This is a genomic window from Populibacterium corticicola (assembly GCF_042683685.1).
In the GTDB taxonomy this organism is placed as follows: Bacteria; Actinomycetota; Actinomycetes; order Actinomycetales; family Cellulomonadaceae; genus Timonella; species Timonella corticicola.
The window spans coordinates 605,609-619,670 of record NZ_JBHUOP010000001.1 but is presented as its reverse complement, the minus strand read 5'-3'; the positions used below and the strand labels follow the sequence as shown (position 1 = coordinate 619,670).

Annotated in this window: 9 protein-coding genes and 1 tRNA gene; 1 reads left to right on the top strand and 9 read right to left on the bottom strand. The window is 59.7% G+C overall.

Annotation, left to right across the window (positions count from 1 at the left end):
* Together ACFSYH_RS02875 and ACFSYH_RS02870 are read right to left on the bottom strand one after the other, a co-directional pair.
* Nucleotides 1-681 carry a GNAT family N-acetyltransferase gene (locus ACFSYH_RS02875; RefSeq protein WP_377464981.1) on the bottom strand — a complete coding sequence of 227 codons (681 nt, stop codon included), beginning with the start codon at nucleotides 679-681 and terminating at the stop codon, nucleotides 1-3.
* Between the two features lie 197 nt (nucleotides 682-878).
* Nucleotides 879-1,496, bottom strand: coding sequence for an ANTAR domain-containing response regulator (locus tag ACFSYH_RS02870; RefSeq protein ID WP_377465237.1), 618 nt, complete (start codon nucleotides 1,494-1,496; stop codon nucleotides 879-881).
* Between the two features lie 267 nt (nucleotides 1,497-1,763).
* On the opposite strand from ACFSYH_RS02870, the gene ACFSYH_RS02865 reads away from it, so the two are divergent.
* A tRNA-Leu gene (locus ACFSYH_RS02865) sits at nucleotides 1,764-1,848 on the top strand.
* 432 nt (nucleotides 1,849-2,280) lie between these two features.
* Here the strand turns inward: ACFSYH_RS02865 and pyk are convergent.
* From pyk to trpC, 7 genes are all read right to left on the bottom strand, one after another.
* Nucleotides 2,281-3,699, bottom strand: a complete 1,419-nt coding sequence (pyk, locus tag ACFSYH_RS02860; protein WP_377464980.1) for a pyruvate kinase — start codon at nucleotides 3,697-3,699, stop codon at nucleotides 2,281-2,283.
* A gap of 96 nt (nucleotides 3,700-3,795) precedes the next feature.
* Nucleotides 3,796-5,262, bottom strand: coding sequence for a glutamate synthase subunit beta (locus tag ACFSYH_RS02855; protein WP_377464979.1), 1,467 nt, complete (start codon nucleotides 5,260-5,262; stop codon nucleotides 3,796-3,798).
* On the bottom strand, nucleotides 5,255-9,826 hold the full coding sequence (gene gltB / locus ACFSYH_RS02850; protein WP_377465235.1) for a glutamate synthase large subunit: 4,572 nt from the start codon (nucleotides 9,824-9,826) through the stop codon (nucleotides 5,255-5,257). Before gltB ends, ACFSYH_RS02855 begins: the two co-directional genes overlap by 8 nt.
* Nucleotides 9,827-10,154: 328 nt before the next feature.
* Entirely contained in the window at nucleotides 10,155-11,015 is an 861-nt protein-coding gene (gene lgt / locus ACFSYH_RS02845) for a prolipoprotein diacylglyceryl transferase (RefSeq protein ID WP_377465233.1), read from the bottom strand.
* A gap of 18 nt (nucleotides 11,016-11,033) precedes the next feature.
* Nucleotides 11,034-11,837, bottom strand: coding sequence for a tryptophan synthase subunit alpha (trpA, locus tag ACFSYH_RS02840; protein ID WP_377464978.1), 804 nt, complete (start codon nucleotides 11,835-11,837; stop codon nucleotides 11,034-11,036).
* On the bottom strand, nucleotides 11,834-13,081 hold the full coding sequence (gene trpB, locus ACFSYH_RS02835; RefSeq protein WP_377464977.1) for a tryptophan synthase subunit beta: 1,248 nt from the start codon (nucleotides 13,079-13,081) through the stop codon (nucleotides 11,834-11,836). Before trpB ends, trpA begins: the two co-directional genes overlap by 4 nt.
* Nucleotides 13,082-13,180: 99 nt before the next feature.
* Complete coding sequence (gene trpC, locus ACFSYH_RS02830) at nucleotides 13,181-13,996, bottom strand: indole-3-glycerol phosphate synthase TrpC (RefSeq protein WP_377464975.1); 816 nt, start codon at nucleotides 13,994-13,996, stop codon at nucleotides 13,181-13,183.
* Nucleotides 13,997-14,062 lie beyond the last annotated feature (66 nt).

The following is a 14,062-nucleotide window of genomic DNA, read 5'->3' as shown; positions in this document are numbered from 1 at the left end:
CTACTCTCCGGCTGCAGCTTGCGCTGGCTGCTGGCGTTGCTCATCGACGGCAACTCTGTCAGCCGCGTAGGCAGCTTGGAAGGCACGCAGGTCGAGTGGGCCGCTGTTGGTTTCAATGCGTGCGCGACGACGACGTGCAATCAGGTCATCAAGCATCCGACTACCAGAACGGCGCTTCGAACGCTTGAACTCGGAATCAACATTGCGCACAAGGGCCGCCACCGAGACAACGCGGTGAGCACCCGCAGGAGCGAAGCCCAAACGCACCAAGAAGCGTTGCAGGCCACGGGAACCCGGTAGCGGAAGCGAATAGACCTCGACGGCACCAGTCTCAACTGCTTTGTGTGCCACGGCGTTGAGGAGGTGGTGACCTACACCTCGACGGCGGGCTTTCTCGGCAACGTAGATCGCTTCAAGATAAACCGTGGGAACCTCGACGAATGGGCCCGGTGTCACCGTACGAATGAGGGCGAATCCCGCAATCTCGTCGTCGATCTGTGCCACCAAGACGTGACCCTCAGGAAGTTGCGCGTATACGCCAAGGTGACGCTCAAGCCGGTCGGACTCTCCCACACAGATCTGCGTGCCCAATGCGGACTCATCACGGGCGCGGGCGCACAGTTCAGCGACTTCCTTGAGGTCGGCAGGAACGACGTCGCGAACATCAACGTGAATAAGCATGCTCACTCCCTTATGCAGCAGAAATCTGCGGAAAAATTCCGAGTTGTGCTCCCCCACGCTATACCCCGATGAAAGAGGTACTGAGGATCATCAAACCTCGAATTTCCCGCACACGCAAGAGCCGATTCGTTATCAAACCGAAACATTACCCAAAGTTGGAGAATGTTTGGCTAAACGACAGCCGCTAGCGCCGCTGACTACTTGTCGCCCACCTGGTCGATAACCGCGTCAGCAACCTCACGCATGGTGAGACGACGATCCATCGAGGTCTTCTGAATCCAACGGAACGACTCAGGCTCCGACAGACCCATCTTTGACATCAGCAGACCCTTTGCACGGTCCACACGTTTACGGGTCTCAAAACGCTCAGCAAGGTCCGCGACCTCGGATTCAAGGGCAGTGATCTGCTTGTACCGTGAGATTGCAATCTCCACTGCCGGCAGAAGATCTGCTGGGCTGAACGGCTTCACAACATAGGCCATTGCACCTGCATCGCGTGCGCGCTCAACCAACTCAGTCTGCGAGAAAGCCGTCAGAAGCACCACAGGGGCAACATGAGCCTTACCGATTCGCTCCGCCGCGCTGATACCGTCCAACTCAGGCATCTTCACGTCCATGACGACGACATCTGGCTTTAACTCAACAGCAAGCTTGACCGCGGTCTCGCCGTCACCGGCCTCGCCGACAACGTCATATCCCGCCTCACGCAGAGTCTCCACAACGTCCATGCGGATCAGCGCTTCGTCTTCAGCGACAACCGCACGGCGCACTGGGCGGGCCTTGGTTTCCTCTTGCTCGGCAGGGATATCAGTCATATCGCTCAGGTCGATAGCACCTGAAACACCATCGGCTGCAGCGTCGTTCTCTTCTGGCTTCTCGTTCATCTTGGTCACGACCTCATTCTAGTGGGTTCACATGAACTTTCGCCCACATTTCCCTCCAAGTATGCCGGTTGAAACACAGGTCACACCTTCGACATGGAGAATCAATTTCGCGCGACGTGGGATGACGTGTAATCTATTTCTCGGACGAAACGCATGTTCCATGCACGTTATGTGCGCTGAACATGGGCTTCGGGTCTGGCCCCTGTGGTGGAATTGGCAGACACGCTTGACTCAAAATCAAGTGCCGAGAGGCGTGTGGGTTCGAGTCCCACCGGGGGCACCACCTCAAAACCCTCCATGAACCGCATGACGTTGCGGATCATGGAGGGTTTTGCTTTGCCCAAAATCGGCTTCTAGGAGCATTCTAGAAGCAGAAGGTTCGTAACTGACAGAAGCTTTCAAGCATCCGCTGTTGCCGTTCTGTCGGCGGTGTTACGGTCTTTTATCGCAACACCGCCGACAGGGGCGCAACATTGTTACCCCAACCCCGAACGCTGGGACTGGTCGTAACAGCGCAAAACAGCCATATCGTCGTAAATCCTCCGCGAAACTGACCAACACGGGTCACCAATGCGACCATCGGCGCTCCAGTGTGCCCCACATCTACAGTCACATCGCACCGCCTATGGTCACATTCATAACCGAGGGCATAAAAAGTCAGGGCCGCTCCCCTTCGCGGGAGTGGCCCTGACTGACGTTCAGTGAAGAACTAGACTCAGATGTCGTCACCGATACGGTGTACGAGGATCGAGTTGGTGGTACCGGAAACGCCTACTGGAGCACCGGAGACAACGACCACGAGGTCGCCGGTCTCTGCGAGACCCTGTGCCTGGAGCTGAGCGTCAACGATGCGTACCATCTCATCGGTCGAGGCAACCGAGTCAACCTGTTGCGCAGTGATGCCCCATGCGAGAGCGAGCTGCTTCTCAACAGCGGTGCTTGGAGTCATCGCGATGTGCGACAACGGGGAACGCAGGCGGGAGAAGCGGCGAGCCGAGTCACCGGACTGGGTGAAGGTCACGACGTACTTAACACCGAGGGTTTCACCGATCTCAGCAGCCGCACGGGTGATTGCACCACCGCGGGTGTGAGGGGTCGAACCGAGAGGTGCAATACGCTCGCGGCCGAGTTCCTCGGTGGCCTCAACGATCTTGGCCATGGTCTCAACGGCCTCGATAGCGAAGTCACCAACGGAGGTCTCACCGGAGAGCATAACTGCGTCAGCACCATCAAGGATTGCGTTGGCGCAGTCCGAAGCCTCTGCACGGGTTGGGCGTGGGCTGGTGATCATGGACTCGAGCACCTGGGTTGCCACGATGACTGGCTTAGCGTTACGGCGAGCAAGCTCAACTGCACGCTTCTGAACCAGTGGCACCTGCTCAAGTGGAAGCTCGACACCAAGGTCGCCACGGGCAACCATGATTGCGTCGAATGCGTCAACGATCTCAGCGAGGTTCTCGACGGCCTGTGGCTTCTCGACCTTTGCAACGACTGGAAGGATACGTCCCTCTTCCTCCATGACGCGGCGTACGTCGTCGTAGTCCTTAGCGGTACGAACGAACGACAACGCGATGATGTCGGCGCCGAGCTTGACTGCCCAGCGGAGGTCTGCCTCGTCCTTGTCGGACATTGCAGGAACGGAAACGTTTGCACCTGGCAGGTTCAGACCCTTGTTGTTCGAGATTGGGCCAGGAACCTCACACTTGGTGACAACCTTGGTGTCGGTAACCTCGATAACGCGAACGGTGACCTTACCGTCGTCGATCAGGATTGCGTCGCCAACCTTGGCGTCGTTTGGCAGGCCCTTGTGGGTGGTGGAGCAGATCTCCTGGTTACCCTTGATGTCATCGGTGGTGATGGTGAAGACGTCACCAACCTCGAGGAAGTACTTGCGGTCTTCCTCGAACTTGCCAAGACGGATCTTTGGTCCCTGGAGGTCTACGAGGACTGCAACGTTGCGCCCAGCGTCCTTGGCCGCCTGACGGATGTTACGGTAAACGGCCTCGTGTTCTTCGAATCCACCGTGGGAACGGTTGATTCGTGCGACATCCATACCAGCGGCAACGAGACGTGCCATGTTTTCTGGTGAGGAGGTCGACGGTCCGATGGTGCAAACGATCTTTGCTTTGCGCATAGCTCCAGCCTATTGCTTGTCTGATTACAGCTCTGGGGACAAAATGATCCCTGTCATTCCCATTGTATCCATCTATCTGACAGGAACATATGGGACCTAGGGGCGCAAGGCGTTGGTGTTGGCCGTCACAGGGCGCGGCAACTGGGTTGTGTCCTGCAAATAGGCATCGACACTCGCGGCTGCGGCGCGCCCTTCAGCGATCGCCCATACGATGAGGGACTGACCGCGTCCGGCATCTCCTGCCACAAAAACCCCTGGCAACTGCGTGGAAAAGTCGTCGCGGCGCGCGAACGCACCACGATTCGTGATTTCCGCGCCGCTTTGCGTGGTCAGGGCTGATGTCTCTGGACCGACAAACCCCATTGCGATGAGTACGAGGTCTGCGGCGATCTCGCGTTCCGTGCCTTGCTGAGGAACACGCCGACCGTCTGGCAGGTACTCGGTAGTCGCAACCTTGAGAGCTTTGACGCGACCGGAATCATCGCCAACAAACTCAACAGTTGAGGCTAGGTAGGCCCGTTCCCCTCCTTCGGCGTGCGAACTCGACACCTCGAAGAGAACCGGGTGAGTTGGCCAAGGCTGATTCTCTGGCCGCTCAAGTGGGGGTTGCTTACCAATGGCAAGAGTCGTGACACTTGCTGCCTGCTGCCTCAGAGCTGTTCCAACGCAGTCCGAGCCAGTGTCACCACCACCGATAACAATAACGTGTTTTCCGTCCGCAAGTATCTGATTCTCGGGCGCGTCTCCGTTTGAGGCGTGGTTCGCTTGGGTGAGATAGTCCATCGCGTAGTGGACGCCATCAAGTTCACGTCCAGGGATGGGCAGGCCACGGGGCACGGTGGCACCGGTTGCCACAACGACAGCATCGAATCGTGAGCGTAGCTCTTCCCAGGTGATGTCCTCACCGATGCTGACACCGGTGCGGAAACGGGTGCCCTCGGCCTGCATTTGTTCGATACGGCGGTCGATGTGCCACTTCTCGAGTTTGAAGTCTGGGATGCCGAAGCGCAGGAGCCCACCGATCAGGGGGTCGCGCTCGTATACGACCACGGTGTGACCGGCGCGAGTCAGTTGCTGGGCGGCGGCGAGACCTGCTGGGCCGGAACCTACGACAGCCACGGTCTTGTCGGTGAGACGTTCGGGTACCTGTGGGACAACGTATCCACGGTCGAATGCCTCGTCGATAATCGAGACCTCGATGTTCTTGATGGTGACGGCAGGTTGGTTGATGCCGAGCACACAGCTGGTCTCACAGGGCGCCGGGCATACACGTCCGGTGAACTCAGGGAAGTTGTTGGTCGCATGCAGACGCTGGGCTGCGAGCTGCCACTGGTCTTTGTAGACCAGGTCGTTCCAGTCTGGGATCAGGTTACCGAGTGGGCAGCCCTGGTTGCAGAATGGGATACCGCAGTCCATGCAACGCGAGGCCTGGACCTTGACGTAGGCGGAGCCTGCAACACGTTGCTCTTGGACGTCTTTGAAGTCAAGGAGTCGAACCTCCACTGGGCGATACTTGGGGAGTTCCCGTTCACGCACCTTCAAGAATCCGCGTGGATCAGCCACGTGACACCTCCAAAATCTGTTCCCAAGCACCTGGCGTTGCCAGGTCGATTCCTTGTTCCTCTGCGTCGTGCAGTGCTGCCCTGATGCGCGCGTATTCGGCGGGTAGAACGCGTGTGAAGCGTGCGAGTGCTGCCGGGATGTCTGCAAGCAATGACCTTGCGGTGTATGAACCGGTTGCGTCCGCATGGCGCTGGAGCAACTCGGTCACTCGGGCGATATCCTGCTCGTCGAGTCCTGCGAGCAGGAACTCGCCAGCATCCATCGAGTCGGTGTTGATCGCCTTGTGGTCCAGGTCGAGCACATAGGCGACACCACCCGACATGCCCGCCGCGAAATTGCGTCCGGTCGGCCCGATGATCAGGACCTCTCCCCCGGTCATGTATTCGAGTGCGTGGTCTCCAACGCCTTCGACTACGAGGGTTGCGCCCGAGTTACGAACGGCGAAACGTTCTCCGGCTTTACCGGAGAGCAGAATCTCCCCGGAGGTCGCGCCGTATCCGATCACGTTTCCTGCGATCACGTTCTCGTGCGGGTCGAACTGAGTGTTCACGTATGGCCGTACGGTGATTCGTCCACCCGACAGCCCCTTGCCCACGTAGTCGTTGGCATCGCCGGTCAGGTTCAGGGCAATACCGCGTGGGATGAATGCTCCGAACGAGTTTCCTGCGGTTCCCGTCAGGTTCACGGTGATGGTGTCATCTGGTAGGCCTTCGCCACGGTACCTCTTGGTCACCTCATATCCGAGCATCGTTCCAACCGTGCGGTTGACGTTGCGGATCGGGGTGTCGATGACGACCGGGGTGCCGGATTCGAGTGCAGGCTGCGCTGCTGTGATCAGCGAGTTATCGAGTGCCTTTTCAAGTCCGTGCTGCTGCCCCTTGGCCCTCTTGACATCGGAGCCTGGAACCGGCGAGATCTGCTCAAGCACATGCTTGAGGTCAATGCCCTGCGCCTTCCAGTGGTCAACTGCCTTGCGGGCGTTGAGCACTTCAACATGCCCGATGGCTTCCTCAAGCGTGCGGAACCCAAGTTCCGCCAAGTACTCGCGGACCTCCTGCGCGATGAACTCGAAGAAGTTGACCACGAACTCGGGCTTCCCGGTGAAGCGGGAGCGCAGTTCCGGGTTCTGGGTCGCGACGCCCACCGGGCATGTGTCGAGGTGGCAGACCCGCATCATGATGCAGCCTGAGACCACCATTGGGGCGGTTGCGAAACCAAACTCCTCTGCACCGAGTAGCGCACCGATGACAACGTCTCGGCCGGTCTTGAGTTGACCATCTACCTGCACGGTGATGCGGTCGCGCAGGTCGTTGAGGATCAGGGTCTGTTGGGTTTCGGCAAGCCCGATCTCCCACGGGGTTCCAGCGTGCTTGAGTGAGTTCAGCGGGCTTGCTCCGGTTCCACCGTCGTGTCCCGAGATCAGGACCACGTCGGCGTGTGCCTTCGACACACCTGCGGCGACTGTTCCCACACCGAACTCGGACACGAGCTTGACGTGGATACGTGCGCGTGGGTTTGAGTTCTTGGCATCATGGATGAGCTGCGCCAGGTCCTCAATCGAATAGATGTCGTGGTGCGGCGGTGGCGAGATCAGGCCAACGCCCGGGGTTGAGTGTCGGGTCTGCGCGATCCACGGGTACATCTTGTGTCCCGGGAGTTGACCACCCTCACCGGGCTTGGCGCCCTGCGCGAGTTTGATCTGGATGTCGTCTGCATTCACGAGGTATTCGGAGGTGACACCAAAGCGACCAGACGCAATCTGCTTGACCTTGGAGCGGCGCTCAGGGTCGTACAGACGCTCCGGCAGCTCGCCACCCTCACCGGTGTTGGAACGGCCACCCAGACGGTTCATCGCAATGGCAAGGGTCTCGTGGGTCTCCTGCGAGATCGATCCGTATGACATTGCGCCGGTGTTGAACCGCTTCACGATCTCGGAGATCGGCTCGACCTCATCGATGCTGATGGGTTCGCGTCCCGAGTCGAATTCGAGTAGTCCGCGCAGGGTCATCAGGCGCTGCGACTGATCGTTGACGCGCTGGGTGTACTGGCGGAAGATGTCGAACCGGCGGGTCCGGGTGGAGTGCTGCAGTTTGAACACGGTTTCTGGGTCGAAGAGGTGTTCCTCGCCATCACGACGCCACTTGTATTCACCGCCGCTTGGCAGCGGCTGGTCCTGAAGCAGATTGCCGGAGATCGGGTACGCGTCGAGGTGGCGTGCCGCCACCTCCTGAGCGATAACGTCCAGGTCCACACCGTCGAGCCGGCTCGTGGTTCCGGTGAAGTACTTTTCGACGAGTCCCCGGCTCAGCCCCAGCGCCTCGAATACCTGTGCACCTCGGTAGGAGGACAGCGTGGAGATACCCATCTTGCTCATGATCTTGAGCACGCCCTTGCCGAGCGCCTTGATGAGGTTGCTGACCGCCTTCTCGGGGCTGACGGACACCAGCCCCTTGTGGGCCAGGTCCTCAACCGTCTCCATTGCCAGGTAAGGGTTGACTGCAGCCGCACCGTAACCGACGAGCAGTGCAACGTGGTGCACCTCGCGCACGTCGCCAGCCTCGACAACGAGCGAGACCTGGGTGCGAGTGTGCTTGCGCAGTAGGTGCTGGTGCACGGCAGAGAGCAGGAGGAGCGATGGGATCGGGGCATACTCGGAGTATGAGTTGCGGTCCGAGAGGATGATGAAGCTCGTGCCGTTGGAGATCGCTTCGTCGACCTCGTGGAAGATTTCACTGAGGCGTTCTTCAAGGGCCTGTGCCCCACGGTCAACCCGGTACAGACCGCGGATCACGATGGACTTGAACTTGACCTCGTTCGGGGAGATCTTGTCGATGTGCACGATCTTGGCAAGTTCATCGTTCGACAGAACCGGGAAGTCCAACACAACCTTACGGGCGTGGTCTGGGGTATCGAGAAGAAGGTTCGGTTCAGGACCGATTGCCCCACCGATAGAGGTGACCAGGCGTTCACGAATCGAGTCCAGTGGTGGGTTTGTCACCTGCGCGAACATCTGCGTGAAGTAGTCGAACATGAGCTTCGGACGGTTCGACAGCACCGCGATAGGGGTGTCGGTGCCCATCGCGCCGATTGGTTCGGCACCTTCCTCGGCCATTGGGCCGAGCAGCATCTTGAGTTCTTCCTCGGTGTATCCGAAGGCACGCTGACGGCGCTCAACCGACGCGGACGAGTGGGTGATGTGTTCACGATCAGGGAGTTCCGACAGGTATACGGAATTGTCGCGAACCCACTGTTCATAGGGCTGCGCGTTTGCGAGGGACTGCTTGACCTCATCATCTGAGATCAACCGCTGGTTCTCGGTGTCCACGAGGAACATCTTGCCCGGTTCAAGGCGGCCCTTCTGGACAACCTTCTCAGGGGCGATGTCGAGCACACCAGCCTCGGAGCCTAGAACCACTAGGCCGTCATCGGTCACCCAGTAGCGGCCTGGGCGTAGACCGTTGCGGTCAAGCACGGCGCCGATCAACGACCCATCGGTGAAGGTGAGGCACGCTGGACCGTCCCACGGTTCGATGAGGTTTGCGTGGTACTCGTAGAACGCCTTCTTGGCAGGCGACATCGTGGCATGGTTCTCCCATGCCTCGGGAACCATCATCATGACTGCGTGTGGCAGTTCACGACCCGACAAGTGCAGCAGTTCAAGAACCTCATCGAGCGAGGCGGAGTCGGACGCACCCTGCGAGCAGATCGGCAGCAGCGGACCGAAGTCGCCGATCAGTTCGGACTCAAGTTTGCCCTGGCGTGCAGCCATCCAGTTCCGGTTACCGCGAACAGTGTTGATCTCACCGTTGTGCGCGATCATACGGAACGGCTGAGCCAGCGGCCACGACGGGAAGGTGTTCGTGGAGAATCGGGAGTGAACGAGGGCGATCCTGGAGGTGAAACCCTCTTGCGAAAGGTCAGGGAAGAATGGACGCAACTGCTCAACCGTGAGCATGCCCTTATAGGTGATCGTGCGCGATGACAGCGATGCGAAGAAGAGTTCCAACTCGTTCTCGGCACGCTTCCGCAGACGGTAGGTCAAGCGGTCAAGTTCGATACCCGCACGCGACTCATCGGCGCTTGCCACAAACAGTTGTTCAAAGCGGGGCATCGCAGCCTCGGCAGAAGGCCCAACCAAACCACGGGTGATGGGAAGTTCACGCCAGCCGAGAACCTTGAGGCCCTCCTGTTCAGCGATCTCGCTGACTCGCTGCCTGGCCGACTCATATTCGTCATCAGCAACCGGGAGGAACGCGATACCAGCGGCGTATCGGCCAGCCACAGGCAGAGAGAACGAAACCTGCGAGCGGAAGAACTCGTCGGGAATCTGCACCAAAATACCGGCTCCATCACCGGTGTTCTCCTCAGCGCCCACCGCTCCACGGTGGTCAAGGTTCACAAGAGCGGTGAGCCCAGCCTCCACAATGTCGTGACCTGGCGTTCCACGCAGCGTCGCCACGAACGCGACACCACACGCGTCGTGCTCGGACTTTGGGTCGTACAGGCCGACTGCGTCAGGCCGGGTACCCCACAGCGATGAAACCATCGGTAGGTCACGGGACATTGGAGCGTCCATGGCGGCTGCCTTTCTCTCACGTTCACAGCGCCAAGCCACCAGTGGGTCTCGAATCTCCCCGTCGGTCAAGCGTGGAGAGAACCGTTGCGGGCTCAGCGCACACCACTGGAACTGTTCCCAGTGGTTATATGAGATTAGGCCTCTCGTGTATCACTCAAGTTACGCACAATTCCGCTATTTTTCGCCCAAGTTTTTTCTATGTTTCGGGAGTTTTACGTGATTATGGTGTTGCGAAAATCTTTGCTCCCGACATAGCCCGCAAAAAAGGCGGGTTACCACGCAAAACGCGTGGCAACCCGCCCATGTTGAGGCGTGATCAGGCCTCAGCGTCGAGGGGCTCTTGTGTTTCGTCCTCGTGCTTCTCGTTAATCTGATTGTTACGTTTTCCGGCGACTACGAAGCCCACCAGACCGACGATGAAGATGATGATCGAGGTCCAGATGTTCAAACGCAGACCCAAGATCAACTCCGCGTCATCGATACGCAGCGCCTCGATCCACAGCCTACCCATCGTGTACAGCATGACGTACAGCCACATGACCTGACCCGGCTTGAAATCGCGCTTCTTGTCGAGCCACAGGATTACCGCGGCCGCAGCAAGGCACCAGAGCAGTTCGTAGAGGAAGGTCGGGTGGAACAGAGTGCCGGACTCGAAGCCAGCGGGCAGGTGACGGTCATCGATCTCGAGGCCCCACGGCAACGTGGTTGGACCACCAAAGAGCTCCTGGTTGAACCAGTTGCCAAGGCGTCCGATTGCCTGTGCGATGAGCAGTCCGGGGGCGATGGCGTCCGCGTAGGCGGAGAAACGCAGCCCAACACGCTTACAGCCAATCCAGGCACCCACAGCACCCAGAGCAATGGCCCCCCAGATGCCGAGGCCACCCTCCCAGATGTACAGGGCCTTGATGGGGTCCCCACCCTCGCCGAAGTATGCGCGCGGGCTAGAGATGACGTGATACAGACGGCCACCGATGATACCGAAGATCACGGCGATGAACGATACATCGAACACCTGTTCCGCCGTACCGCCACGGTGGACGATCCGCTTGGCAGTGAGCCAACCCGCGACCACGATACCGAGGATGATGCACAGGGCATATGCCCTCAGTGGGAATGGACCGAGGTACCACACGCTCTGGGAAGGGCTGGGAATCGAGGCCCATACCGTAGGGTTCAACAACTTAAACTGCCTTACTTATCGTGCTTCGCGGATACCGGCGGAAAGCGAACGGGCAACGTCCTGCATCGCGGTGATGCGGTCATCGAGTGGGCCATCCTGTGACAGTGGGCGCACGAAGGCCGATCCCACGATCACTCCATCAGCGTAACGTCCGACATCGCGTGCTTGTTCCGGTTTGGAAACGCCAAGCCCAACGCATACATACGGTGCGCCAGCGGCGCGGGTGCGCTCAACGAGTACCTCTGCGGCCTCGCCGAGTGACGTACGTTCGCCAGTCACGCCCATGGTTGACGCCGCGTACACAAACCCACGCGACGCATCAGCGGTAAGTTTCAAACGGGCATCCGTTGATGAGGGCGCTACGAGGAAGACCTTGTCCAACTCGAACTCGTCAGCAACGTCGATCCACTCCTGCGCCGCATCGGGCGTCAGGTCCGGCGTGATCAGACCAGCGCCACCAGCCGCTTTAAGGTCACGGGCAAACTCACGCAAACCGTAACGGTAGATCGGGTTGAAATACGTCATCACAAGAATTGGCGCACCAAGATCGCGGATCGCCTCAATCACCGTGAACACGTCACGAGTACGCACGCCATTTTCAAGTGCTTCTTGAACAGCCACCTGGATGGTCTCGCCGTCCATGACCGGGTCCGAGTACGGGATACCTAGTTCAAGGATATCCGCGCCCGCCTCGATCAGAGCGCGGGCAGCAGCGATAGATCCCTCAACCGAGGGATAGCCCACCGGCAGATACCCAATCAACGCTGCGCGGTTTTCCGTCTCGCGCAACTCCAGGAGCTTGTCCGATACCGCACTCATCCGATTGCCCCTTCCGAACCCAAATCTGCATCAGCATCCACCAGATCGAACCAGCGAGCAGCCGTAGCCACATCCTTGTCGCCACGGCCTGACAGGTTCACCAGGATGACCTCATCGGCACGTCCAGCCTCAGCGGCCTCACGTCCGAGTTGCAGCGCGCCAGCCAAAGCGTGCGCCGACTCAATCGCCGGAATGATGCCCTCAGTACGCGACAGCAGGCGCAGCGCCTCCATCGCCTCGGCATCGGTGATCCCGCGATACTCCGCACGACCGATCGCAGCCAAGTGAGCGTGCTGCGGCCCCACTCCCGGATAGTCCAGACCAGCCGAGATCGAGTGCGACTCAACTGTTTGACCATCCTCGTCCTGAAGCAGGTAGGACCGAGTTCCGTGTAGAACACCAGGGGCTCCACCGGTAATCGTGGAAGCGTGCCGACCGGTCTCGATCCCGTCGCCACCGGCCTCCAAACCGACCAACCGGACCGACTCGTCGTCAAGGAAGGCGTCAAAGATGCCGATCGCATTCGAGCCGCCACCAACGCACGCGGCAACCACATCCGGTAGACGTCCGATCTCAGCGAGCATCTGCTCGCGCGCCTCGACGCCGATGATGCGCTGGAAGTCACGCACCATCGCTGGGAACGGGTGTGGTCCAGCGGCGGTTCCGAACACGTAGTTGGTGGTCTCAACGTTTGTGACCCAGTCGCGCAGGGCCTCGTTGATTGCGTCCTTGAGCGTACGCGATCCCGTGGTCACCGGAATGACCTCTGCGCCGAGCAGGCGCATGCGCGCGACATTCAACGCCTGACGTTTGGTGTCTTCCTCACCCATGTACACGACACAGTCAAGATCGAACAGCGCAGCGGCAGTCGCCGTGGCAACGCCATGCTGGCCAGCCCCAGTCTCCGCGATGACTCGCCTCTTGCCCACGAGTTTGGTCAGCAGTGCTTGTCCAAGCACGTTGTTGATCTTGTGCGAGCCCGTGTGGTTGAGGTCCTCGCGTTTCAAGAAGATGCGTGCTCCCCCGGCATGCTCCGCAAACCGTGGTGCCTCGGTGATGATTGATGGGCGCCCCGAGTAGGACTTGTGCAACCGCAGCAACTCCTCGTTGAACGCGGGGTCGACCTTAGCCGCGTTGTAGGTCGCCTCGAGCTCGTCGAGCGCCGCGATGAGCGCCTCCGGCATGTAGCGGCCACCGAACTCACCGAAGAATGGTCCGGGTAGGCTCTGCAGCGAAGCTGTCATTGCACACTCCAAATGGTTGTAACTCTTGTCTTGCTTGTCCGCGCTGTGGCGGGTGGCAAACTCATCCGGTTGAGGTTGAGCAAGCGATGACACCGTGCGTCACTGGTGACGGAAAGATCGAAGGGATGGATGAGAGCCAGCCGCTACCAGGTCAGCGACCGCCGAACGCGGCTCGGTTCCCGTCACGAGGGCCTCACCGACGAGCACCGCGTCCGCGCCATGCCGAACATACTCGACCACATCGTGTGGACCACGCACACCGGACTCCGCCACGCGCACGCACCCTGCAGGGATGGACGGCGCAACCTCAGCGAAGGTGTCGCGGTTAACCTCAAGGGTCTTGAGGTTGCGGGAATTGATACCGATCAACTTGGCACCGGCAGCCACGGCCCGCTCGACCTCCTGGACCGTGTGAACCTCAACGAGTGCGGTCATGCCAAGGGATTCAATGCGTTCGATGAGCGATTCCAGAACAGTCTGCTCAAGCGCCGCAACGATCAGCAGCACCACATCGGCACCGTACGCACGGGCCTCCCACACCTGGTACGGGGTGACCACGAAGTCCTTGCGGAGAATCGGAATGTCCACGGCGGCGCGAACGGCCTTGAGGTCGGCGAGACTACCGCCAAACCGACGTTCCTCCGTCAAAACCGACACAACGGCCGCGCCGCCCAGTTCGTATTCGCGAGCCAGCACCGCCGGGTCTGGAATGTCGGCCAACTCACCCTTGCTCGGGCTCTTGCGCTTGACCTCTGCGATAACGCCGATCGCCTCCGGGTCGCTCAGCCGCCCCATGCACTCCTTGGCGCTTGGCTGACGTGCCGCCATCTCCTTGAGTTCAGCCAACGACGTGCGGGCCTCACGCACTGCCAGGTCTTCGCGCACCCCGGCAATGATGTCGTCTAGCACGGTCATACGTGTTTAACCTCCAGGAAATGAGCGCGTTTGGTTCCCACCGCTCATAAGCTTTTTCTTACGTGT

What these genes read in the sequence shown, in the direction of transcription:
- ACFSYH_RS02875 (WP_377464981.1), bottom strand. Translation starts at nt 681, where the DNA reads ATGCTTATTCACGTTGATGTTCGCGACGTCGTTCCTGCCGACCTCAAG.
- ACFSYH_RS02870 (WP_377465237.1), bottom strand. Translation starts at nt 1,496, where the DNA reads ATGACTGATATCCCTGCCGAGCAAGAGGAAACCAAGGCCCGCCCAGTG.
- pyk (WP_377464980.1), bottom strand. Translation starts at nt 3,699, where the DNA reads ATGCGCAAAGCAAAGATCGTTTGCACCATCGGACCGTCGACCTCCTCA.
- gltB (WP_377465235.1), bottom strand. Translation starts at nt 9,826, where the DNA reads ATGTCCCGTGACCTACCGATGGTTTCATCGCTGTGGGGTACCCGGCCT.
- trpA (WP_377464978.1), bottom strand. Translation starts at nt 11,837, where the DNA reads ATGAGTGCGGTATCGGACAAGCTCCTGGAGTTGCGCGAGACGGAAAAC.
- trpB (WP_377464977.1), bottom strand. Translation starts at nt 13,081, where the DNA reads ATGACAGCTTCGCTGCAGAGCCTACCCGGACCATTCTTCGGTGAGTTC.
- trpC (WP_377464975.1), bottom strand. Translation starts at nt 13,996, where the DNA reads ATGACCGTGCTAGACGACATCATTGCCGGGGTGCGCGAAGACCTGGCA.